Here is a 24,805-nt window from a genome sequence, read left to right on the forward strand (position 1 = left end):
CTACTTTCAGCTTTTCCTCATGAGAGGAAAAGGATTATCCGGTATTAGCACCGGTTTCCCGGTGTTATCCCAGTCTTACAGGCAGGTTGCCCACGTGTTACTCACCCGTCCGCCGCTAACCAACAGGAGCAAGCTCCTATTGATTCGCTCGACTTGCATGTATTAGGCACGCCGCCAGCGTTCGTCCTGAGCCAGGATCAAACTCTCCAAGAAAGTTGATTCGCTCATTTTGTTACGTTGGCTTAGTTTCTTAATTGAAACTAAAAGTTTTTGTTTGTTTGCACGATTTTGTTTGTTTAGTTTTCAAAGAACAAATTCACCATTTCTCAAAGTGACAAAATCTATTATATTATAATTCTCTTCACAAAGTCAACATTTATTTATAATTAAACTAATAAAGTTTGACCCATTCGCAAAGGAACTTTCTAATAATAACACGGATGTTTCTACAGTTCAATGAAAGATTTTTCCATATCTATTATTTTAAAAAGGCAGTCGATCCATGAACCACTGCCTTCTTGAAATCTACACCAAACGTTTTCAAGTGCCATCTTACTCAGTCACCAGGTTTTTCCATTCCTCATATTTGGCCGGGCTAAGCTTTGACACATGTTCCAAAAAATCTTGCAAAAATCCAAGCTTTTTTAATCCAGTTAACAATTTGGTAGGGACAGCCCTGTCTGTATTAAATGCCCGCTTGAGGTCGATTACTTTTATTTCCCCTAGTTCATTGAAAAAAATGTGGCGAACTTCAATATCAAGTCTTGTAAAACCCACAGTTTTCATTTCATCCAGCATCGATAAAATTTTCCCCACGATTGCCTCTGAGAGTTTTTTCTCTTTTTTTAAAAAATGCTTAAGATTGTATCCTTTTACAAACTCCATCACAATATAGTTAGAACCATATTCATATAATTTAGGAATAATAGGAGAGGATTGTCCAATTTGCAGTGCATTTAATTCCTTTTTTTGTGTGTCTTCATTAACAAAAACTTTGACGCACTTCTCAGGTGTCAATTGAAAGACGGATCCATCAGCCCCCTTCCCTATCATTGTGTAACCGCTCAGATCTTGAATGGTTACAGTGCCTTTATTCTTGGCTACTATTTTATCAAAATCTTTCATTTCTAATCTCCTTCTAATTCGAAATTTCAAATCGCTTTGTTGTATTTAAATCTTGGGGACTGCTCTAATATAATCCGAGTTCTTTTCCCCATACTTCTATTTTCTCTAGATATCTTTTTAAAAGTGTGCTCTTTCCTCCATCCAACACCTTTTGCAAATGACTAGAAAGCTTTTTTTCTAGAGTTCTCTGTAAATACGCTTTTTTTAGAAGTTGCAGTGGGTCCTCACTGAAAGTAATTCCATATTTCTGCATTTCTTCGCAATACAGCTGCACACATTGACTTCGAATCTCTTCTTCCCTCTGTTGCCAATCTGAGCGAAAATCAATTAATAATTCGACTAGGACGACCAAATCATACCAGCATGGATACTGCTTCGCAGACTCCCAATCAATTAAAGAGACTTTCCAATTCTCCTCCTCATCATTGGCATTTTCACAGCAAATATTGTGGACATGGAGGTCACCGTGGATGAGACATTGTCCAGATTCCGTAATTTCAGGAAAAAACACAGGCCCTTTTTTTAATATTTTTTTGATCATTTTATACCTTGGTACCACCAATTCTCTTAAGTTAGGATCTTTCATCGCCAGATCCAGATTCTCTTTTGCTTTTTTGATACCCATTGTCCTCTCCTTTACCTTCTCTTCAGAATCAAAATGTGGAAGAGAGGCGTCAAAAAGATACGCATGCTGCAAAAATCGATGATCAAAGGTTAGGGCATGAAATTTTGCCACGGTTGGGATAATTCGTTCCAAATGGTTTGGAGCTAATTTTATTTGTCCTCGAATCGGCTTCAAACACTCGGTGAACATCCATGTTTCATTACCATTTACATTCGGTTCAAGCCAATATAATCGCGGCATAAACTCATGATAAATGTTATAGGCTTTTTGATACATACTGATTTCTAATCTATGATTTTCTTTCAGTGGTTGCTTGTATATTTTAAGGACTATAGGAATGAACTCCCGACCATCAGTTAGAACCAACTTCCAAATACTTGTCTTTTCCCGTGTATTTTTGAGGCATTCTATTCTTTCTTCCACTAACTTTACTTTTTTACCAAGGACCTTTTTTAGATTCTCTTCCCAATCAAATTGATTCCAACAGCTAATAATTTCTTCTATACTATTCAAAACCTAAGTTCCCTCCTTCCTCTGCCATCACTTATTTTCTCCCCCATAAGTTTCGTAAATGGGAAACAAAACTTCGAACAAACGGAAGAGGGTCATTCCAAGCAAAAAGAGCCTCCACCTTTTTTCCAGATAAACTTTTCACCCATTCAACGAACTTCATTTCCCCATTTTTTTGTTTTTGGCGAAAGGAAAGAAAATCACGGACAAAGTAAACCCATTTGACCCCTTCTTTCTGCACTGTCACTGGTGCTGGATTTTGCCCGGTAAGGGATAAATAATACAAGTAGGCCAAATTTACCCCACAAGCCATCGATAACGCTTGAGTTAAACCTATTCTTGAATTGATTTCGATAAATTTCAGTTTCCCATCTCTTGGGTCCCGTTTAAATTCAGCAATCGCCAAGCCTTTGAACTGAATATCTTTTAGAAAGGTAGTAGCGAGTTGAATGACTTCTTCGTCCCTCATACTTAGGGCAAGTGCAGTAGATCCAAAATGAGGGGGAAATTGATGTAATTTTTGGTTCATCCACAAGCCAATTAAATTCATCTGATCGTCAAAAAATGTCTTGACGGAATAAATACAGTTCTCCTCACCAGGGATGACCTCCTGGATCATTAGTTCACCGAATGGCCGATAAAAAAGGTACTCTTCTCTCAATTGGGAAGCCTGTTCTACTACAATGGCTTTCTTATAAAGACGATGATCAATATTTGAGCGGAAATGAGAAGAATGAACTGGTTTTAAAATACAAGGAAAGGTAATTTGATGGATGATTTGCTCAAACTGCTCTTCGTTATTTATTGCGAAGGTTTTGGGGCATGGCACATTTGATTTCAGGGCCAATTCATACGTTAATCTTTTATCTAATACGGCTTCAACTAGTGTGTGTTTAGGTAATAGAAAGCGATAATAGTGTGAAAGAACAAATCTGTTTTTTGAAATAAACTGTACAAAGTCATCAGACCCCGCATACAGGACAGCCTTTTGGCCAAACTTTTGGGCCAATCTGGTAAGAAATAGAATTAATGCAGCTCCCTCACTAACTGGATTTGGGCAAATTCCACAGGTGGCAAACCGTGTTTTACCGATTTCATATTTCCCTCTCGTATCAAACGCATATACCTTAATCCCTTTTTTCGCTAAACTCCTCACAATACCTATTCCAGTTGCACTTAGATCAAGGACAACGGCAGGAACATCATGTTGCATACTTTTTTCCTCCTTTCATAATAATGATCGATAGATGCCTTCAATCTTTTGAACCATGATACTAACGGTTAAATGTTGTTGCGCAAATTCCTTAGCATTGCCCGCTAATTTTTTTCTAATTGATTTTTTTCGTAATAGGAGCAATAACTTTTCGGCAAGTTGTTGTGGGTTAGCTGGTTCAACTATAAATCCTGAATAGTTATCTTTAATGATTTCCGGAATGCCGCCACAATTGGTCGTTAGAATTGCTTGATTGGTAAACATTGCCTCGATTATTGAGATGGGCAGCGTATCACTCGTAGTTGGAAGAACAAAAATGTCTGATTCGCTTAATAATTTAGGTACGTCTTCTCTGCTTCCTAAAAAGGATACGTTTTTTAATTTCAACTCACTAACCTGCTTTTCGAGCGACTTTCTCATCTCACCATCGCCTACAATCCGTACTTCCACATTTTTCAACTTGTCTTTAATCAGAGCAAGAGCTTTAAATAAATACTTATGTCCTTTGCGGGGTCGAAGACGTGAGATACAGGTAATTACAGTTTTACTTTGGCTATTCTTAACTTTCTTCTGAATATTCCATTCCTCAAAATCAATCCCAGTATAAACAGTGGTCATTTGATCTTCTTCCGCGCCTAAATTTATTAGGATCGGGCGAAAGACATCACAAAGGATAATTAATTGGTTGGCATTTTTAATCGCTTGTTTATCAATGGCTGAAAAATAGATTTCCTCAACCGAACCTTTTTCCATCAGGTTAAACTTTAATCTGTTTTGGGTCATAAATCCATGCGGTGTGAATAGAAGAGGTTTTTGATAGGATTGGTTAAGGATCCCCATTACATTAGCTGTATATCGATCTTGTGCGTGGATAATATCGTATTGTGACAGATCAAAATTTTTTAGCATTGTATAATAACTGGATAGTTTGCTGATATTGTGTAGAATTTTTTCATTACAGCTACCATAACGATTGAGAAAAAATTGCTTGAATTCCTCAGAATATCGTTCGCTTAATGCCTTCATTTCCTCTGACTGAAAAGAGTTTAATGCAAGTACATCAACACTATGTCCTAAATTTTCCAAGCCAGTTTTGAGTGAAGTGATATAGTTCTGAAGTCCACCGATCAATGGATATTCCCAAAACGTTGTGATTAATATCTTCATTTTTTTGTTTTGAATTTCTGCTGATTCGAATTGCTCCCATTCGAATTGCTCCCATTCGAATAAATTTTCTTCTTCATAAGGCTCATTGACCCCATAAAATTTGTCCATAGCAGAGATTAAGTAAGGAAACAGGGTCGGCAGAAATGGTTGGTCATTTAGTAGTTCATTCATCTTTCACTTCCACACCCTCCTAATGATTTCAAAAGCTTCCGCGTATTCGACCCCAACGGTCATTCCTCTGACCCGTGCTAAGTATTTCACTCCGTCATAGGAACGTGGATGTGGAAATGGTCTCATTTCTACATCATAATGGTGAAGAGATTGAATCTTATCTTCGATGGTATCGGTTATATCTACAAAATAATTGGGTTTAAACTCTTTATCATTCGTATGCTGGCTCCATTCACTCGAAGAAACCGTTTCAAAACAAAGAATCTCAATTGGTTTTTTTCCAGGTAACGGTCGAGTAGCTGTTAACACTGCTTGAAACAAAATTTGGTGGTCCCGGTTGGTGTCACCATAATGGTGGGTGAAAATCATTGCAGGAGTATACTTATCCAGAAGAGCTTCGATCGATTTGTTGATTTCAACAAGTGGTTTCGTTTCCATTAAAAGATTGGGAAATTCCAAAAATAGCACTTCCTCTACTCCTAAGTGTCTATTGGCATGCAGCATTAATGGCTTAATCCGATCTTCTTCCTCCTTACGTCCTTTAGCAGCAATCACAGTAATTACCTTATAGCCATGATTAATTAACTTCTTTATGGTTCCGCCACTTCCAAGAATTTCATCATCTGGATGAGCAGCAATCACTAACACATACTCACACATTTAAAGCACCTCAATTCTAATTAAAAATACTATTCTTGTAATTATATGAAGAAGAGATAAAGTGGATATGGACAATGTGAATAAAATGAAAAAATGGGCTGATTTTAAGGGATATTCGTTGGTTTCGGCTTAGACACCTGATTCTATCGCTTTCAAAAAAAGCAAAAAACATATGCATTTCGCATATGTTCAAATTTGCTTGATTAATTTTTTTACAAACTCTTCAACAGGTACCGGTTTACTAAAATAATACCCTTGAGCCTCGATACATCCCTGTTGAAGTAGAAAGGATGCTTGGTCTTTTGTTTCAACAACCTCTGCAATGACTTGAATTTTTAATAAATTAGCCATTAGAATAACGGTCTTGATAATTGTTTGATCATTTACGTCATTCGTGCATTCGTGGACAAAGGACTGAATTCCAACGAATTAAAGCTTCAGCCCCAATTTTATGTTTCTACTAAATTAGTTGCTTAAAACCTCGTCAACCTTTTCATAATCGCTGTTTTTCGTTCCCTATCTTTGATTCTTGTTAAATCAAGCGCATATTCATGACCTTTATTTTTGGCTTTTAAGATTTCTCTTACCGCATTTTTCACACTTTCTTCATTATCTGTAACCATAATTACCTTCCGCAGCATTCCTTCTCCCACTCCTTATCTTCCCTTAACGATTAGACGCTTATTTATAGAAAATGTTTCGTTTGGTGACCATATTTGCAAAGAAGCAAGGTAAAAAATCACATTGAATAAAATTTTTATCTTAGTTTGAAGATTTTGTGTAATTTCATCGCTTTACCCCCAAAAAGTCTTAATTTATTTTAAAATAGTCATAGAATATTAAAAAACGAGGGATATAGTTTTGAAATCACTGCAGCTACTACAAGATACTTTTTTAATTGATGCCTACCACGAAGCCATCCGTCTAGAACTTTGCACTGACTTTATTCATTTATTACTAACTGAGATCAGTCATAGAAATTTAATTCATGAAACTATTATCTAAGCCTTTAGACCATCCGAATTCGGGTGGTTTTTTTTATACCAATTTTGTTAAACTTCAATTCTTGAACGGCACCTTTTCTTGTTGAATTGTTAATCTAGTATTGCTAACTTCCTATATAAGTACTTTCTTCTTTCCTCGATATACTTCGTTATTACCGATAATTCCTGGTCAAATATATCTATATCGTGTTTTTTATATGGATCCTGTTTGACAAATGGACGAATCGATTGTGTCATTTTTTCCACCTTCGGAATCATATTTTCTACTGTAAATTGCTGTTTCATCATTTCTTCAAGTAGCATTCGATATTGTTTTCGAAAGGTATCTACATTTAATATACGGGCGGTTAATGTATTAAACCCATCAATCGGTACATAATTGGGCTCCATAATCTTTCCATTAACATCCCTGCCCCATGTCGCATCATAATCCCAAGGAATGATTTCAAAAAGGTGCGTTTCACCATTCCTGTAAAGAGCATAGTTATGAACGAAACCATCATAATTTGAAGTAAAAATAATTACAGCCATCCAGCGGAGATATTTATCAATATCCACAAATTTTTGAATTTCCTTCTCGAATACATTATTCGCAATCGTATTGATATTAAATATTAATTCCTTTAAGAAATAGTCATCTTCATGTTTCCCCACCTTTCTTTCATACCCTAACTCCAGTGATTTTTTGGTCTCCTTATCTAAATCGCTCATCAACGAAAAGTTTGCATCACCATCGACCGCATAAAAAATACTTCCGTTTGGAAGGTTTCTTCTTTTCAAAAAATTCTCATCTACTGATTCGATTTCCAAATAGACCCCTTCTGCTTTTCCATTTTGGATTAAAAAGATATGGCGCGATAGTGGTGATAAAACCCCAAGCTCCGCAAAGAAATCAAACGACAGCTTATTTCGGATCATTGAAGGATCCTTATATTCTGCGTTTAAATGAATATGATTTGAACCTCTGAATTTTTTGGGTTTATAGAAGGAAACCTGATATGATTTTTTCGGAAAATCGCGGATATGTGATCCTCGATAGGCCACATCAATCTCTAGTCTTTTCCCTTCAATCGTTAACTGAGCAGGAATCGGTTCATCAATCCAAATGTCTCTTCTGAGTTCCCGAAGGTCATTCGGCCTAATAAAAAGCTTGTATTCCGGTATTCTTGCAGCCTCGTCCATTTTTTAATTCCTCCTTCCTTTATTGGTATGAAGGAAATTGGATGCTGGTCACGTTTGAATAGCATTTTTTCTTATTTTAGGCTTTTGGCTCATTCCATTGTTTCTGACGATACGTATTTTGATAAGAGAAGAGTGAGTTAATTGGACAAATAGTTTCGTACTCCCTTTTCAAGCTTAAAGGAGGTGCAATAATAATATGAGTGATTTTTCAGCTGAAGATATTCAAAGAGCTGCAGATGAAGTAAGACGCGGTGGTTTCGGAGACTTTATGTTCCGTGACCCAGGTCAAAATCGTGGCACCACACGCAGAAGAACATCCAGTCGAGGAACATCCGGGCGTCGGACGACATCACGCCGGAACACCTCTAGACGTAATACATCCAGAAGAAATACTTCAAGAAGAAATACTTCAAGAAGAAATACTTCAAGGAGAAGAACTTCAAGATGCTGTAAATGGTCAGGGTGGCGGTACAACTCACGTAGCAATACTCGAATAAATAGATGTTGGAAAGACGGAAATATGTGGAATTTAAGAGTCCGCAGACGCTAATAAGTTTAAAAACAAGAGGGGATGGAAACTTAGTTTCCTTCCCCATCTTTTGTTATGGTCAAAATCTACTTTTTTTCAGGAATGGCACAGCTGCCATCTGCACAGCTAACCTCGTCTTCGGTGGAAAGATCCTGCAGCACTGGTGTTGGAGACTCTTCCTCCCAAACTTTTTGTAGTGCCCCCATGAAAGTTTCCGTCGGTTGTGCACCAGAAATGGCATATTTTTGATTAATGACAAAGTATGGAACACCGCGAACACCATGCTGCTGTGCAAGGGATTCATCTTGACGAACATCAGTTGCATAGGCTTCCTTATCATTAAGGACTTGCAATACTTCCTGGCGATTTAATCCTGCCGCTTCAGCTAGGTCTGACAATGTTTCAATATCCCCAATATGCTTCGACTCTGTAAAGTAGGCATGCAGCAGCATTTCTGAGACGGCGGCTTCCTTCCCTTGTGTTTTTGCAAATTTAGCCAAGCGATGAGCATCAAACGTATTTGTTGGCTTCATCTCATCAAAATTAAATTCCAACCCAACAGTGGCTGCCTGCTGCCCCACCCCTTGATTTGCTTCCTTCGCTTTTTCAACACTCATTCCATATTTTTTTGCTAATACTTCATGGATGTTCTGTCCAATATTTTTTGGAGAATTTGGGTCAAGTTCAAAGCTTTTGAATTCAACTTCTACCTGATCCCTATGTGGAAATTGATCTAACGCCACTTCTAATCGGCGTTTCCCAATATAACAAAACGGACATACATAATCTGACCAAACTTCAATTTTCATATAGACACCTCGTTTTCTTCGGTTAAACTTTATAGTAACACAAGGTCAGAGAAAACTATTCATAGTTGCTCATGTTTTACCTGCAAAGAAAGTAAAATTAACCCAGTGTAGACTAAAGGATTTTTCTCGTAAAATGGAGAATATTGATTAAACTATTCAAAAAATAGCACGAGGTGATGATTGTTGAAAGAATGGATGAAGGAAATTGAAATTAATGCTCCCATCGATCAGGTTTGGGGATTGTTAAATGGCTCATTGGAGGATATGCAAAAAATTATGCCGCAAGTCGTAGATCATCAACCTGTAAAAGTGACTAATGAAGGTATCGGCACTATCTACCGTCAAAAATATAGGGAAGGTAAACGAATCGAGGAGTATGATGTTGAGACCTTAGAATATGTGAATATTCATGATAAACGGAGATTAAAAGTGGGCTTTACGCTGGCCAAGATGTTTGAAATCACCGCTTTGTATGAATTAACGGCAATCGATGAGCAGAAAACTCTTTTTAAATACACCTGCACAAACCGACCTTTAAAGGCATTTCTCAAGTTATTTTTACTTTTTTCCAGTGATAAAATAGTTGTTCAATTTTGCGAGCGAGTTAAAAAAGTAGCTGAAGAAGAATTTAAAAATACCAAAGTGCTCGTTAAATAGCCTAGTTAATATATAGCTATCTAAAGAAAATTCCACAAGCTTGAAGCCTGTAGAATTTTCTTTTTTTATCTCTATAGAGCCCTTAATTGGTTTGGTTCAAGGAAGTAAAGTAATTCTTTGTTCACGGATTCTTTGGTTAATTCCTCCCAAGCCTGTTTATAAAAGGTTAATTGGCTGCTATAGAATGATTGGAGCTTTTCGTAGTCTTCGACCTGTTTTGCTCGGTCTGTTTTATAATCAACGATGTTCCATGAGCCATTCTTTTTGTAGATAAGATCAATCGTTCCTTTGACGTAGAAGGGATGGATATCTTCAGGATTTTTAGTGATTAACGAATAAAGAGTATGGCCCTTTTCAACTTTTATCGTAAAGGGAACTTCTGTCAGCACTTCTTCCGCTGTCACTAACTCATCCCAAAGGAGTGATTTTTGCAAGTTTTGCAGATAAAACTTTACTTCTTCCTCTCTTTCGATAGGAAGCTTAAATTTGTTTAAGGCAACCTTTATATAATTAGAAAGTTCATGGCCCTGAACAGCTTTTTCAAAGACATCATGAATCAGCGTTCCCCAATCCTTTCCACCACCCGATTCTCGTTCAATCATGATTAACTCTGAATAATCTTTGTCTTTTGTTGGCGACCAATGTTCAAAAGTTTTCATTTTACTTTGGTCAAGCCAGGCGTTTTTACTAACGGTTTTCGCCTTAAATTCGGAGAGGGTAATCTCTTCTTCCCATGAATGAATTTCAACAGCCTCTATCTCAGGAAGTTCCATTTCCTCGATGTTTTCCATTTCAAAAAGGATATTCCAAGGGTTTTTCTTATTACCAGTGTGAGAACTGATGATTAGTGCCTTTTCGGCACGAGTTGCCGCGACATAAATAATCCGCTGCTCTTCTTCGGTAAGGTACATTAACTCTTCTGTCTTATGTGTCTCCCATTCAAGTGGAATCGCAATTTCTTTATCCGAATAGCCATTCTTCACTGTAAACGTAAAGTACCCTTTAGAGGTATAGTCCTCACGTTTAATATGCTGTGATAAAAAGGATTCAGGACTGACTGACTTGACTGGATGTGCCAAAAAGACAATTGGTGCCTCTAGTCCTTTTGCTTTATGAATATTCATAATCCGAACCGCATCTGCGTCTTCTTCAAGGTTTGCAACCACTGTTTTTTCAAAAATCAGCTCGGTCAGTGCTTCGATTACTTGTTTATATGTTGTATTACCAGTCGTCTCCTGTTTACGAAGGGCTTCTAGCATTTGGAGTAGACTTTTATACGTTCGTTGATTCCGGCCATTTTTCAAAAGTAATGGATAGAAACCTACCTCTTCGATGATTTTTTCAATCGCAGCTGTTGGCGACAGCGTCCGAATTAGCTTTTGACATCGCTGCAATTTATCCCATGTTATTTCAAATTTATCTTTTAGCACTATCGGAATTTCAGCTGGTATCTGGGCGTAAATGGAAAATCTTCCACCAGCTTGTTTCCATTGATATAGTTCTTGATCACTGATACCGAAGAAAATCCCCCGTAACACAGCAACGAAGCCCACTTCATCGGTTGGGTCCAAGAATGATTTTAACAGGATCCATAAATCTTGGAACTCTCTTGTTTCACCAAGAATAACTTCACCACTAATACTGACAGGAATCCCCATATCCTCAATCGTTTTCGCATAGGAAGCAACGCCATCGGTATACCTGGTCAGTACCATGAAATCCTTGGCATTATGGCCTTGCTCGATGAGATTTTGAATGGTCAGAGCGATGTTTTCAGCATCGATTAATATGACTTCTTCCTTCTTTTTATAATCGGCAGGAACGGATAACCGCTTCACACCTGTAAAGCCCTCGCCTTGGTCCTCATGGAAGGCTTTTAACGGGCGATAGGCGGCTTGGTAATCGGATTCCACTTCAGGTAAATGCTTTTCAAACACTTTATTTAATTCCTTAGTAACAGTGTCAAGTGTCCGAAAATTTGTCGTCAGCTGGAGCACTTCTCCTCCATGCTCCTCGATTAACTGTTTGACACGATTGTATGTATCAATATCGGCGCGTCGAAAACGGTAAATAGCTTGTTTGGGATCACCAACAACGAAGAGTGAGCCTGCTTTCGGTTTGCATTTTGTCCAGATTTTTTCATTAATGTCATCACTCGTTAAATAAAACATAATCTCCGCCTGAATCGGGTCGGTATCCTGAAACTCATCGACGAGTAAATAGCGATATTTTGCTTGGAAATAGGCGCGAACTTCTGGATTACCTTTAAGCAATTTTGATGTATGGATCATTAAATCTTGAAAGTTTAGTAGTGATCTCTCTTTCTTCAATTGCTCGTAGGTTTGGACAGCATCTTGTAAAAAATCGATAATAATGGGATGACAATATTCTTTCCAAGCTTGTATAAGCGGTTTGATGGATACTTCAAACACTGCTGTAATTTTCTCTTCATAAAATTTTGCATCTTCCTTGGCTGTCCAGCGATTATAGGTTGGCTTTAAGTTCTTATCAAATAATTCAAAAATACTAATGATGTCCTTTTCCTTCGAAGGATTGATGAATTTTTCCTTTTGGACAGCCGTTAAAATCGCTTTTTGTAAACTATCATACCCCTTCGGAGGTTCCTCCTCAGGAACGCATCGTTTTGCTTCTTTAATTAGGAGCATAAATGATTGGTATTCTGGCTGCAATACTGGTTTCGGGACACTTTCCGTCACCCATTCCACATCGGAATATTCCTTTAGCCTCTTTAACCAGGGAAACAGGTTGTCAACGGATATCCCTAATTCTCCAATGAGTTCAAAGTGATGCGGTTCTTCATTGATTAAATTTTGTAAATGAAGTTGCCACGCTTCTTCTAAAATATCTAAATCATCGGACTCTTCAAGCTCTTTAAAGGTTAAATCTAAATTTGCTTCAATCGGGCGCTCTCGGAGCAGTTTTGCACAATAGGCATGGACCGTTCCTAAAAAGCAGCGCTCAATATTTTGCAATGCCTCACCTAAACGAAACTCGATATCAAGGTCCAGTTCTTTTTTCCACGCTTCCTCTAATTTTGCTTGAAAACGGACCTTTAACTCATCAGCGGCCTTTCGTGTAAAAGTGATCGCAACAATTTCCTGAATTCCTGCTGTCCCTGTATAAATGAGGTTGACCATCCGATCGACTAAGCTCGTCGTTTTACCAGAGCCAGCACCAGCTTCAACTAAAAAATTCCTCTTGAGTTGTGATTTAATTTTATCCCGGGCCGCTTGATCGAGAATTTCCTTAGTCATATGCTCTAACCCCCTTTAACTTTTGGTTCGACTGCTTCATTTCAAGGATTTCTTTATCATAAAAATGGCGGCGGCAAACAAGCTTATAATCACAGAATTTGCAATCATTCACATCATCAGTCATTTCAAAATGACCATGCTTCACAGTATCAATCAGTTTTTCCAAAATATCTATACCATTTGTTCTGAGTGTACGGTCCTGCTTCCTCGTAAACCTCTGTGCCAATCCTTTTGGGGTCGGAAAATAATAGGAGCTCTCCTCGACTGCACCCTCGCCAAGGTTTAAATGCTGTTCGATGGCCAAGGCATAAATCATGTGCTGAAGCTGTCGACCGCCTTTGAAGGCTGCATTTATCGCATAACTGTACGTGCTCCCCGTTTTATAATCGATAATGTGATATTTACCGTCCTTGGATTGGTCCACACGGTCAATAATCCCTGAAATTTTTACTTCTCCTGATGGAAGAGTAATAATCGCCGGATCCTTTTCACCAATCCCAAAGGAATACTCAAAATGAAGCGGATCGTAATTTTCGCTGTGAAGCTCTTCTTCTTTTAGAAAAATCTCACAGCAAGCTAAGATGTCACTCCGTTCACGTTGATAGACTCTTTCATTTGGCGGCGGCTGCACTTCCTTTTGCTGTTCCATTAAGTTTTGAGCAATCGTTAAAATGAGTTCCAAATGGTTCTCGTAAGAAGGCTTGGCATGATCTTGTTGTAATTTTTTATAAAAGTTTTCAAAAATACTATGTAGCAGGCTTCCACGGGTAGCAGCATCCAGCCATGTGTTTGCGTCAAACGAAAAGTCATCGACAGGCCTAACTTTTAACACTTCTCTCAAAAAATAGGAATACGGACATTTTGCAAGTGTTTCGAGCTTGCCCGCACTCAGCGTTTTCTCCTGATTGAGACGTGGGTCATATTGCTCGTCATCAATTTGAACCAGTCCATCATATTCAGAGAAATTCCCGGTATTTCGTGCGGTTTCGGCAGCGATTCCCTGTTTAACATTATTAAAATGGGTTAGAATCCCTTCATTTAGCTGATGTGAACTATCATTTGTTAATTTTTCATTCCAGTAGTCTTTATCTTCAAAAATATCAGTAGCGATGATTGATGACGGCAGTGACTTTAACGATTTAAATTCGGCATCTATATTGCCTGTGATTAAGCGGTAGCATTGCAAGACAACAAATGCCGGGTTAACGACACGGTTTTCGTTCATATCGAAATGGCAGTAACTGACCGTGACATGACCATTTGAATTTGCCAAAACTTGTAACAGTGTATACAAGTTCTCTTGACCCTTTTCACGAAGTAATCGCAGGCCGTTCCCTAATTGAATCCTCTCTGCATCGAGCAAGAGTGGATCTTCACTTACATTACCAGGAAACTTCTTGTTATCAAGTCCAACAAAAAATACATTTGGTCGACTATTGTATATTCCAATCTTATAAGTTGAAACGTGAAGGTGACCGGGTTTGGGCCGAGCTTGATTTACACGAATGGATAACAGCAGGTCCTTCACCTTTTCAAACAAATCATAACTTGATAACGATTCGTCTGCATAAGGAATAATCGTTTTGATTGCTTCAAGTAAGGTTGATTTTGCTACCTCATCGAGAGCTGAACTTGTTTTACAATTATACTTAAGTAGATAAGCGATCCCAGTTAAACATTTTTTATAATTCATGGTTGACTCTAAGGGTGGAAGTTTCTTAAAGATTTCTTGAAAACACGTCCAAATCCATAACATATCTCTTGCTTGATTCTCATAATAAGGGTCTTCTTGATGTTCGAGAACCATATCACTTAAGCGGTTTAATTCCTCACAGAGCAGTTTAAGGTAGCGTTCCTGGGACCAGCCAATTTGAAGATCCCTGAGCACTCTGGTCATTTTTGAATTCGACATCACCACTTCATCAAGTCCAACAAATCCACCCTCTATAAAAGGAACACCTTTCCCCATCACTATCAAACCCTCATTCAACAAATCAAGAAAGGCTGTGACACTATAGTTGGACTGCATCCATGCTATTAATCCGGAAACGAAACGGCCCGGTCGGCTAAACGTAACCGGCAGTCCTTCACCAAAAGTAATGGGCAGATCCATTTTTTGTGACAGGTGATAAAACTGGGTTATGTATGCATCGGCATTTGTATAATAAACAACACTCTCATCTAGTGGAGATTTTGCAACCTTAATCTTCTCTAGAATTTGTTTAACTTCCATTTCTTCTGTTTTAGCAGTAAATACTTCTAAGTTTGGCTCAACGCTTGCTTCTTCCTGTTGATAGAGAAAGCTAAGCGGAGTCGGGGGTCCCCAATGAACGGAACTAAGGCTTGTTCGCTCAGGAGTATTCACGCCCAATACGGGTGCAAGCGGCAGCTTATAAACTTGCTCAGGAATAATCTTTCTCAGGAATTGGTCTTCTAGGTTTGATAGGTTTAAACCGGATTGTAAAATAAAAACTCCCTTTTCATCGACCTCAGCAGTTTCAAGTGCCTTATTTATGCTCCCTGCCTTGTCGATAAAGTGATGAATACTTAATGTATTTTCATATTCAGCAAGGATCTCATAAAAATCCTTCGCTTTGTCTGGATTGATAAATGCATTCTTTTTCAGAGTGTCCTTTGTGTAGCCAGCCAATCGTAAGGTTTGAATCGTTGTAAAAATGGCATGACTAAAGGCTGGCGTAATTTCCATTCCTGCAAAGTATCGGAGCTTATCTTGGTTCTTCAACTCTTTAAGGAGATTGTAGGTAAAATGAACACCAACTGTGTGATCTAGGTTATTTTGGGGTTGATCTGAAATCAATTCAACAAAAATTTGGGCAAGGTCATTCACTGTTTTATACTTTAGATTAATTGCTTGAAATCCTTCCTTAACGAAAGCCTCATTAATTTGTTCCCCGATCGAATGAGAATCAACGATCACGACTTTTTCTTTATAAGGAAATTTAGTGCAGATTTGGTTTAGTTCGTTTATTAAGGCTTGCATGGGAACCTCCAACTTTCTAAATGAAAAAATAATTATCCACCTAATTCACTCTGTTCTAGTTTCATATTTGAATTTCCTTCAATATTATTGAAAAAACATATTTTTTTCAAAGTTGGTAATAATAACCTCGATAAACTTTGAAAGGATGGGATGTTTGATGTCGTTAGAATGGTTTGACAGAGTTTGTGGAGAACTGCAAGAACACCTGGAATCTATTTGCGAAGAATACGATCAGGTTGGCCAAATGACAGTTGAAAGAGCTGCCAAACATCCAAGGATTGAGTTTTATGTCGATACCGCAGATGTTGATACCGAAGAACTGGAGCGTGATTATTTTTGCTCACTGTTCTTTGATCCGCAAAACGAAGAATTTTACATCGATACATTCGATGTTGACAGCGGACATACGGCGAAGGTCATCCTTTCAGACATAGAAGACCTTATCGAGGAAGTTCACGCCAGTCTTCATGATTACATGAACGGCGATGATCACTATACAGATGATGGGGTCTATCTTCAGACCAGCGAGGTCTTTGATGATGATGATGAGGTCGAAACAGTTTATGTGGAAGATGATGAGGAAGAAGAGTATTATGAAGCGGAACAAGTCAACAGCGATGACATTTTTGAGGAAATTGATGTTGATTGGTCCACCCCTGAGGTAACGGCCTTCAAACATGAAGACGAAGTCGAAGTAACCTATCAATTTGGATTGGTTCAAGCCACTGGAGACGGTGTCCTTAAGCGCGTTAATCGGATCTGGACTACTGACGATGAATTAATTAAAGATGAGTCCCATTTCATTTTTAGTAAAGAAGAAGCAACCACCATAATTGCGATGATTGCCTCTCATATGGACCAATTAAGCGAGTTTGAATTTTAAGCAAAATTAGCCTAATACAACGAGCATGCCTGAGCGGTATGCTTGTTTTTTTTCCAAAAATAAAAGTTCTCCAAGGTAGGAGAACTTTATGATTACTCAACCGTGTAATCAATTTGAATAAGGTCCCAAGCAGTGATTATGCCAAGGGGGGACTCGCCCGCTTTCCCATGTTCAGTGATAATGACACCTTCTATTTTCCGCTTCTTCTTATGTGCTTTTTCAAAAATATTCCCAACCTCAAAAATATTAATATCTTTTGGGACGATTTCTATCGGATGTTCCTTCTCATATGTCATTATATCTGACACATGGATATCGGAAAGATTGACATAGCTGTTCTCCATATTTTGTGACATCCATTTCACAATCGAACTTGCTGTAAGTAAGCCGACACATTCTTTGTTTTTATAGATTGGAAACTTTGAATACCGTGTTCTTTAATTGCGGCTGTTACCTTTAAGATACTGTCACGATAATCAAAGTACACTACATTTTTCGTAGCAATTGACAGTGCATAATTAGGACGGCTAAAAACATTGGCGATTTTTTCTATATGAGAAACAACTTTAGCATTGGGCTCGGCAATATAAAAACCAATCTCCATTTTTTCATGGACAATTGCATTCCGCAGCCTTGCATATTGCTCTAAATCTTTTTTATAAGTCTCAATGATTTGATATTTTTTCGCGCCAACCTTCACAAGAACAACAAATCTGTCATCATTTATTTGGACGATATCCCTCAATGCTTCGTGTACTTGGTTGTATGCTACCTCAAACCGTTCAGAAAGTAACTGTCCTTGTTTTTTATTCATATTCATTGGACTCTCCCATGGTATAGCTCTTTTTTATTATTTATTCATTATAATAATAGTAAAATCAATACTTTAAATTTTCAAGAAATTAATTTCCCCACTTGTGTTTGAGCAGTACAATTTCCTCTTTGTGGGTTATTCCTATTGATTGGCTAAAATAGTAATCAGCAGATCCTCCACCTTTTTTCCCTTTGAATCATCCATTAAGTTATTTAGAAGGATTGAAAAAATTAAGGTTTGTCCACTTTTTGTTTTCACGTAGCCTGATATTGAACTCACCGTTGAAATGGTCCCCGTTTTTGCGTAAACTTTTCCTCGAACCAAAGGATCCTTCATCCGATTTCTTAAAGTTCCGCCGACCATCTTTTCACTTTCACCGGCGACAGGTAATGAGTGAAGATAACTAGGAAACCACTTTTCCTTTTGGACGGCAAATAACAGCTGCGTCAGCTGGTTGGCTGGAATCAGGTCGACATGAGAAACGCCTGAACCATCCCTTAGCACCAATGTGTTGGGGTTAACCCCGTATTTTGTAATCTCAGTTTTTAAAACGCTTAGTCCCTTTTCCCAGCTTCCTTCCCCTTTCACTACCCGGCCCATTTCCTTAATTAATATTTCAGCATGGACGTTATTGCTCAGTTTCATAAACGGAACCAGCAGCTCAGATAACGGCATCGATTGATGTGTCGTTAAAATTCTTGCGGAGTCAGGCACCAATCCTATTTTTAGTTTTCCTGTCACCTGTATCCCGTGTTCTGTTAAGGATTGGTTCAAAAGGGACACGGCATATCGAGTGGGGTCCCAGACTCCAATCCATTCCTTTTCCGTTTTTGCCTTTGTTGGGATGGTTCCTTCGATGGTTATGATGTTCCTCGCGTGTTCCCGTTCGATGGTGATATCCTTTTTACCATCCTCCGGAACAGTTACTGCGTGGTTGTTTATTTTTAGATAATTTGTCTTCGGGGTTATTTTCACGATCGGCTTGTCACCTTTTTTTGTTCCGGGCTGCACGAGTACCTTGACCGATCCTGAATCAAAGTCTCTGGTCGGTGAGGCGGTGAGTGCGGATATCTGTGCGCCGTAATGGGTCGTTTCGTCGCTCCAAGGGAGGTCGAGTGAATAGCGGACATTATCATACCAGGAATCGTCTCCAACAAGATTTCCTTTTATCTTTTTGATGCCGCGCTTCTGAATGTCCTCAGCCATTTTATCAAAGTCAGATTTTAATAAAGTTGGATCTCCCTTCCCTTTTAAATATAGATTTCCGTTAAGAGTTTTCTTTTTTACCGTGCCATCCGTATGTAACTCCGTCGTGAAGGTGTGGTCTTCTCCGAGGATAGTAAGGGCAGCTGCAGCTGTTAATAGTTTCATATTGGAAGCAGGTCTTAAGCGGACGTCGCCTTGGTGGGCATAGATGATTTTTCCGTCCGCAGCCGTACGGATGCTTATGCCGGCAATTGCTCCTTTTAACGCAGGTTCGTTATTTATTAGGTTATTTATCTGCTGAGCCATATTTTCCATGGCAGTTGCTTTTATAGAAGGAACGAATACGGCAAGCACCGTAATGAAGATGAGGGTGTAATATTTAAGTTTGTTAATCAAGCTTTGGTTCCTGCCTTTCCTTTTTCCTTAGAGTTTGTCCGAAAATAACAAATAATATCATCGATGTTTTTTTATTGGACAACCGCAAAATTTCCAATTTTTGTCTAAACGCACAAAACCCATTGAAAATGGCACAAAAACTGGTGAAAATGACACAAAACTATCCCAAAATGGCACAAAACCCCTTCAAAATGGCACAAAGACAAAATTCACCCGCAACACTGTCAAGAATAAGGTGTAATTTTATACGATTCTCTTCACCACGTTGATATTTTTACTAAGATAATCCCAATTCTGCGGTGCCGGCAAACTTATTTGCCAAAAAGTCATCCCAGCTAATTGATACATATCAATTAACCTATACTTTTCTATAAAACTCCTAATATCTTCAAACCATACCACATGCTCCTCATTACCCTGCCAGTAGCGAAACCAAGGTGCCCTAGCCGTGATATCAAACTCGATGTTCTCAGGCAGTGATATCGCTTTATTTTGAGCAGCAAGTACCGAAAAGGCTTGGGTTGAATTCGTACCAACAACCTTGTCATACCCATATAACGCCACGGCGATTTGCAGTTTACGAGAATTAATTTGTGTCACCGAGTATTGAATCACTTGCTCTAGCCACGGAATCGGGGCAATCGGATCGGGTGGCCCCCCCGGGTAGCCATAATCCATGGTCATCACCGCCACGATATCAGCCACATTGCCAATCGACACATAATCATAAGCACCAATGATTCGATTCGTTGGAATATCAGCTGTTTTGGCGTGAACATTTACTTGTAAAATAAGCCCGTCTAAGCTGCGCTTTAATTCTGTTAAAAATAAATTGAAATCATTTCGTCTAGCCGGTGGAATAAATTCAAAATCGATACTGACGCCACCGAACCCTCTTTGCCTGGTTAAGTTGACCAAGCTCGCTACCAAATTTCCCCGATAGGTTGGATTTTCCAGGACACGCCCTGCCAACTCCGCGCTGAAATCATTTCCGGCAAGATTTCGGACCATCAATAATGGGATGATCTTCAATTGATTACTTCTTGCAACCAGGGCTGCATCCTCGCTCACATTAAACGCATAGCCTTCCTCTGTAAACGAATAAGCAACAATCGCTAAATAGGTTAATTGGTTAGCTAAACTATTAATTGTGGCAAGGTTTGCACTTTCAGATGATGGCACTAAAAACCCTAGTGTTTCGAGAGATACTCTTATTGGAGTGGGAACATTTATGATTTGGCCGATTACGAGCAGGTTGGGATTAATCCCTGGATTTGCAGCGAGAATAACCGAAGGATCGACCCTAAATTGTTGAGCCAGCTGCCAGATGTGATCGCCTGCTTTAATTTGATAGTAGCGGAGTGGAGGCAAGATATCCGGAAGATAAAGTGCAAGACCCGGGACGATGGAACTTGCTGAAGGTAACCCATTTAGCTCTACAATCGTTTGAATTGAAACCCCATACCTCGTGGATATCGCCCACAAATTTTCACCTGCGATAACAACATGAACAGCCATCTTCTCACACTCCTTCATTACTATCATATGGGCGAAAGCTGATAAGTTATTACACATAGAAAAACGAACTTGCCGACTGACAAGTTCGTCTTCCTATACCTATAGTCGCGGGTCAATCGGATCCGATTCCAGCGCCAGGACAGCTAACACACATTCATGGTAGCGCTCCAGTGACTCTTTTCTAACAAAACGATTCACCGCTTCCACACCTAAGGCAAATTCCTTTAGGGCATTTCGTTGTTTCTTACCTGCATTTCGCAGCTTAAGACGGGAAAGATTTTCTGGTTGTAAATAGTCGATGCCGTAGATAATATGCAGATACTTTCGGCCTCTTACTTTAATGGCAGGCTGTAAAAGCTTGCCTTTATGTCGTGCCACATAAGACTCCGGTTTGACAACAAAGCCTTCATGTCCATCCTCCGTCATTTCTTCCCACCATTCGATGGCTGATTTCATGGAGTCTTCATCGTTAACAATTCGATATTCCGTTTCCCCGAACAAATCCGAAAGGACGCTAAATTCTTTATTTTTCTCCATATGCCACGTGTGCGGTTTATCGAAAAAGGTTTCATTACTGTGGGCAAGTGTGTGAAAAGGAGCAATTTCAATTCCCGCTAAACCTTCCGTTTCCCAGCAATACTTTTGATACACTTCGTTAAACACTTGGGCATTGAGTATCTTTTCATCCGTTTCCTCGAGCCAACTTGAAACATCCTTACCGTTATCCAAAGCTTTTTTCAACTGCTTCTGTAATTTTCTGCGATCAAGCAATGCCATCTCACCAACATGAGCATATTGATTCATAATTAATTCTTTTGCTTTTAGATTCCACGGAAGGATCTCAGCGTCCATCAGGACAAAATCAGTTTTGTATTTTTCAAAATAACCACTCAAGTCAATATTTAATACTTGTAATATTTGTTCTTCCAGTTCTTTTTTGAAAAAGGCCCGGCCAGTCCGCGTGTATATCGAACCTAATGTTTCCCTGCCGATATACTCTTTTGCGGTTTCTTTATTTTTAAAAAGAAACAAAATGCCGCGGCTGCCCATATGCTTTTTCTCGACAACCATCGTGTCAACACCATTCGCCTGATAGTATTCAAATGCTTCAATCGGATGCTCTAAGTATCCTGCTAAACTCGATGGTTTCGGTGTCGGGCTCATCGTCGGTGGAAGATAGACAATCTCCTCAAGCGGCAATGTGTAATGGGAAAGGTCATCCAGTGCTGATTTCGTACTATCCGCATAAATTGCAATCTCCCCATACAGTTCCGTTAATACCGAATATCCTTCTAAAAATTTTGCGATATTGGGCGGTGCCAGCCTTTTACTTTCCAATACCTTTAATGGATTGTCCGGCACATTTGCATAATCTGCTTTCGCTTTGACAGAAACAAATTTCCTTTCCGGAAAACAGTATGCCGTTAGGTTGCCACCAAAAACAACTCCTTGGTCAATATTAAGGGTGTTATTAACCAATAATGGCTGAGTTCTAGGATCATGCCCCCAAAGAATAAGTTCGCTGGACTGATGAGTAATTGACCAATCTTTTCGGACGGGTTTGCCGTTTTCGTCAAGGCCATCCGAGTCTCCGTAACGACAGAAATCGGAAATGCGCGGCGATTGTTTGCCGATATAATGGTCTTTGATTCCTGCATGGACTGCAACAGCGACGTTGACTCCATTTTTCTGGATAATGTAATGTGATTTAGCCTCTAACAGCATGTCTCTTATTTGTTCCTTTAAACGATCGGCCTCATCTTTACCAAATTTACCTTCATACTCATCAAATTCAGCCTTTACATTTTCATCACCATGAGCAAGCGTAACATCCTTACCGTCAAGCCAGCGGGCGATTTTCCAACCATGATTACTGTCAATCATATAGGCAAGTCCTGCTGCCACATGCTTTTGAAAAAATTGCAGCGTTTCGATCGAACGAGGTCCCCTACTCATCACATCCCCAAGGGAAAGGATTTTCCGCCCTTCTGGATGGATAAAATAACCCTCTTCATTTTCTATATAACCAAGCTTTGACAAGATTTCGCTAAACTCTTCAAAGCATCCGTGAATATCCCCAATAAAATCAATGCCATTGCCAACATCAATTAGTAATGGATTACCAAGTCGGTTCACATTTAAGACTTGCAATTCTTCTTCACCGAATATGTAGCAGCGCCGAAAGCCCTCCTTTTTAATGGAGCGAAGCGTCTTCTTGAAATGTTGGTATTGCTGCTTGATACGGTTTTTACCTCTTGGGAAATCCCTCTCTAAGTCACGTCTGAGTAGTTCAGTTTCTGCCAAATTCAGCACGATTGCAATGGCCGGAACATGATACCTCTTTGCCATTTGCAGGTATTTCTCACGCTCGTAATCACGTAAATGAGTAGCATCGATAAAGGTTAATTTATTGAGGCGGCAACGTTTGGCAATGATATAATCCATCGCTTCAAAAGCTTCTTTTGAAATTTGTTGGTATTCATTAAAAAGAGCATCTGCTTCATATTTAGGTCGCCGATTCCAATCAATAAATTCAACATCGCTAACTAAAACACGGAACTGATCGGAACTTACTACTTCCGATGCATAAATCTGTTGTTCTTGCATTAATTGATTTATTAAAGTCGTTTTACCCGAATTGGACGGGCCTACAAGTAAGACGATACCCGCATGAGGCAAATTAATTTTCGCCATCATCCCTCCTCCCTTCTGAAAATAACCATTTGAGTAGGATGCCCGTATAGTTGGTTTTCTTCACCGATGCCTTTATAACTTACTTGGTATGGATAGATTTTTGTCAAAGCTTCCACTTTTTGGTGAAGCTGAGCCCTTGTCCATTCAAAGCGATGATCGTGGTGTCTCATTTCCTCATTCATATCATAGACAACATTGTATTCTTGGTTAGGCGTGGTCACGATCAACACTTCTGGTCGATAGTCTTTAAAAATCGTCTCGAATACCCTTGTTAACCGGTATTCATCAATATGTTCAATCACTTCACATAAAACCATGACATCCTTGTTAATCAACCGTTCATCATAATAAAATAACGATCCTGCTAAGGACTTGGGTTCTACAAATTCACGTTTCGCCTTTTCAAAGTCGAATCGTTCCAATGCCTTTAACCGAGCTTTATTCGATGGTTCAACAGAAAGTATCTCTTGCACCCCTTTAATAAATCCCAGCTGAACAGATAACTTCCCTTCACCAGCACCAAAGTCAACAATGGTGGCTTTTTTTGGCAGGGCCTCAATATATTTAATAATCGCTTCGTAACGAAGGTCATTTAAACGGATTTTCGGAGGTTCATGCTTCTCCTCGGTTTTCGTCTCTTTTTCATAGAATCTTGACTGTGAAATCACCTTTTGAAACCGTAACGAACGTTTTAAAATCAGCGCCTTTTGTGGATGTACCTCTAACCATCCTTCCCCGTAGCGGTCCAACTTTTCCAATTCTCTTTCGTCAATAAAATAATGCTTATAGTTATCAATAACGGGAATTAAAATCGAAATATGTTTAAGTGCATTCTGGAGCGTTTGTTTCCCTAACAGGGTAATAAATCGGGCAAGGTTTTTTTCGCGAATAAAACTTTCCCCGTATTCCATCTTGAGGGTGTAACCCATTGGAGCAAATAACGCTTCAAGTTCCCTATTGCTCAAATCAGTAGCAATCGGCCCAAAGGTTAATTCCATTTCAAAGGAATGCTCGACCCATGAAGCATATTCCTCTGCTGGTTTCCCATTCAGTGCAGTCCCCAGCGCTTTACGAATCGAGGAAACAAAAATACTGCTTGCCGCAAACTCGCGGTCATTTATGTAATGGGTAATATCAAAAGAATCAGGTGAGTTTTTTACTAGGTCAATTGGGTCCGTTTTAACATAGATTAAAAACTGTACTTCCTCGCTTGAAAAAGTCGGGTAGACCAGACGGACAGTCAACCCTTTCTCTCCACGCTCATATAGATTATTCGGATTTTTAGCTATAAGGTAAGAAACCGCTTCAGCACCAGGGCCTCTCACTGTTAATGATAGTTGCATTCATTTTCACTTCACTTTCATAG

Annotated in this window: 21 protein-coding genes, 1 rRNA gene and 1 pseudogene; 5 read left to right on the top strand and 18 right to left on the bottom strand. The window is 39.1% G+C overall.

The window, feature by feature from the left end; translation table 11 throughout:
• From J7E77_RS24270 to J7E77_RS24305, 8 genes are all read right to left on the bottom strand, one after another.
• A 16S ribosomal RNA gene (locus tag J7E77_RS24270) occupies positions 1-213 on the bottom strand; the annotation flags it as partial.
• Positions 214-552: 339 nt separating this feature from the next.
• Positions 553-1,125 carry a kinase gene (locus J7E77_RS24275; RefSeq protein ID WP_214717413.1) on the bottom strand — a complete coding sequence of 191 codons (573 nt, stop codon included), beginning with the start codon at positions 1,123-1,125 and terminating at the stop codon, positions 553-555.
• Between the two features lie 64 nt (positions 1,126-1,189).
• Positions 1,190-2,263, bottom strand: coding sequence for a phosphotransferase (locus J7E77_RS24280; RefSeq protein ID WP_214717415.1), 1,074 nt, complete (start codon positions 2,261-2,263; stop codon positions 1,190-1,192).
• Between the two features lie 31 nt (positions 2,264-2,294).
• Entirely contained in the window at positions 2,295-3,473 is a 1,179-nt protein-coding gene (locus J7E77_RS24285; protein WP_214717416.1) for a carboxylate--amine ligase, read from the bottom strand.
• A gap of 15 nt (positions 3,474-3,488) precedes the next feature.
• Complete coding sequence (locus tag J7E77_RS24290) at positions 3,489-4,811, bottom strand: glycosyltransferase family 4 protein (RefSeq protein WP_214717417.1); 1,323 nt, start codon at positions 4,809-4,811, stop codon at positions 3,489-3,491.
• A 3-nt stretch (positions 4,812-4,814) separates the two neighbouring features.
• Positions 4,815-5,471, bottom strand: a complete 657-nt coding sequence (locus tag J7E77_RS24295; RefSeq protein WP_214717418.1) for a PIG-L deacetylase family protein — start codon at positions 5,469-5,471, stop codon at positions 4,815-4,817.
• Between the two features lie 189 nt (positions 5,472-5,660).
• Positions 5,661-5,891, bottom strand: coding sequence for an EAL domain-containing protein (locus tag J7E77_RS24300; RefSeq protein WP_214717441.1), 231 nt, complete (start codon positions 5,889-5,891; stop codon positions 5,661-5,663).
• Positions 5,892-5,944: 53 nt separating this feature from the next.
• Positions 5,945-6,112 (bottom strand): hypothetical protein, encoded by a 168-nt coding sequence (locus J7E77_RS24305; protein WP_168244660.1) that lies wholly within the window; start codon positions 6,110-6,112, stop codon positions 5,945-5,947.
• A 220-nt stretch (positions 6,113-6,332) separates the two neighbouring features.
• Between J7E77_RS24305 and sda the strand changes: the two genes are divergently transcribed.
• Positions 6,333-6,476, top strand: coding sequence for a sporulation histidine kinase inhibitor Sda (sda, locus tag J7E77_RS24310; protein WP_251027004.1), 144 nt, complete (start codon positions 6,333-6,335; stop codon positions 6,474-6,476).
• An 89-nt stretch (positions 6,477-6,565) separates the two neighbouring features.
• Here sda and J7E77_RS24315 read toward each other — a convergent pair whose 3' ends face one another.
• Positions 6,566-7,657 carry a CotH kinase family protein gene (locus tag J7E77_RS24315; RefSeq protein ID WP_214717419.1) on the bottom strand — a complete coding sequence of 364 codons (1,092 nt, stop codon included), beginning with the start codon at positions 7,655-7,657 and terminating at the stop codon, positions 6,566-6,568.
• Positions 7,658-7,853: 196 nt separating this feature from the next.
• On the opposite strand from J7E77_RS24315, the pseudogene J7E77_RS31860 reads away from it, so the two are divergent.
• Positions 7,854-7,904: pseudogene (locus J7E77_RS31860) on the top strand (hypothetical protein); the annotation flags it as partial.
• Between the two features lie 28 nt (positions 7,905-7,932).
• Positions 7,933-8,154: a hypothetical protein gene (locus tag J7E77_RS24320; RefSeq protein WP_214717420.1), complete on the top strand. Its 222-nt coding sequence runs from the start codon at positions 7,933-7,935 to the stop codon at positions 8,152-8,154.
• A gap of 118 nt (positions 8,155-8,272) precedes the next feature.
• On the opposite strand, the gene J7E77_RS24325 is transcribed toward J7E77_RS24320, so the two are convergent.
• Positions 8,273-8,995, bottom strand: coding sequence for a DsbA family oxidoreductase (locus J7E77_RS24325; protein ID WP_214717421.1), 723 nt, complete (start codon positions 8,993-8,995; stop codon positions 8,273-8,275).
• A 180-nt stretch (positions 8,996-9,175) separates the two neighbouring features.
• Here J7E77_RS24325 and J7E77_RS24330 point away from each other — a divergent pair, with 180 nt between their 5' ends.
• Complete coding sequence (locus J7E77_RS24330; RefSeq protein WP_308160761.1) at positions 9,176-9,652, top strand: SRPBCC family protein; 477 nt, start codon at positions 9,176-9,178, stop codon at positions 9,650-9,652.
• A gap of 71 nt (positions 9,653-9,723) precedes the next feature.
• Here the strand turns inward: J7E77_RS24330 and J7E77_RS24335 are convergent, their stop codons facing one another.
• Positions 9,724-12,927, bottom strand: coding sequence for a UvrD-helicase domain-containing protein (locus J7E77_RS24335; protein ID WP_214717422.1), 3,204 nt, complete (start codon positions 12,925-12,927; stop codon positions 9,724-9,726).
• Positions 12,920-15,928, bottom strand: coding sequence for a PD-(D/E)XK nuclease family protein (locus J7E77_RS24340; protein ID WP_214717424.1), 3,009 nt, complete (start codon positions 15,926-15,928; stop codon positions 12,920-12,922). The genes J7E77_RS24335 and J7E77_RS24340 overlap by 8 nt, the downstream gene beginning before the upstream one ends.
• Before the next feature lie 157 nt (positions 15,929-16,085).
• Here J7E77_RS24340 and J7E77_RS24345 point away from each other — a divergent pair, with 157 nt between their 5' ends.
• Positions 16,086-16,811, top strand: coding sequence for a hypothetical protein (locus J7E77_RS24345; protein WP_214717426.1), 726 nt, complete (start codon positions 16,086-16,088; stop codon positions 16,809-16,811).
• Positions 16,812-16,903: 92 nt separating this feature from the next.
• Here J7E77_RS24345 and J7E77_RS30905 read toward each other — a convergent pair whose 3' ends face one another.
• From J7E77_RS30905 to J7E77_RS24370, 6 genes are all read right to left on the bottom strand, one after another.
• The gene (locus J7E77_RS30905) at positions 16,904-17,155 is read right to left on the bottom strand and encodes a CBS domain-containing protein (protein ID WP_251027003.1); all 252 of its coding nucleotides are present in this window, start codon (positions 17,153-17,155) and stop codon (positions 16,904-16,906) included.
• Positions 17,156-17,172: 17 nt separating this feature from the next.
• Positions 17,173-17,631: a hypothetical protein gene (locus J7E77_RS30910; protein WP_251027002.1), complete on the bottom strand. Its 459-nt coding sequence runs from the start codon at positions 17,629-17,631 to the stop codon at positions 17,173-17,175.
• Between the two features lie 135 nt (positions 17,632-17,766).
• On the bottom strand, positions 17,767-19,227 hold the full coding sequence (gene dacB / locus J7E77_RS24355) for a D-alanyl-D-alanine carboxypeptidase/D-alanyl-D-alanine endopeptidase (protein WP_251027001.1): 1,461 nt from the start codon (positions 19,225-19,227) through the stop codon (positions 17,767-17,769).
• A 243-nt stretch (positions 19,228-19,470) separates the two neighbouring features.
• Positions 19,471-20,745, bottom strand: coding sequence for a LysM peptidoglycan-binding domain-containing protein (locus J7E77_RS24360; RefSeq protein ID WP_214717428.1), 1,275 nt, complete (start codon positions 20,743-20,745; stop codon positions 19,471-19,473).
• 99 nt (positions 20,746-20,844) lie between these two features.
• Positions 20,845-23,439, bottom strand: a complete 2,595-nt coding sequence (locus J7E77_RS24365) for a polynucleotide kinase-phosphatase (protein ID WP_214717430.1) — start codon at positions 23,437-23,439, stop codon at positions 20,845-20,847.
• Positions 23,439-24,782, bottom strand: a complete 1,344-nt coding sequence (locus J7E77_RS24370) for a methyltransferase domain-containing protein (protein ID WP_214717433.1) — start codon at positions 24,780-24,782, stop codon at positions 23,439-23,441. Before J7E77_RS24370 ends, J7E77_RS24365 begins: the two co-directional genes overlap by 1 nt.
• Positions 24,783-24,805 lie beyond the last annotated feature (23 nt).

Source organism: Bacillus sp. ISL-77 (genome assembly GCF_018613105.1).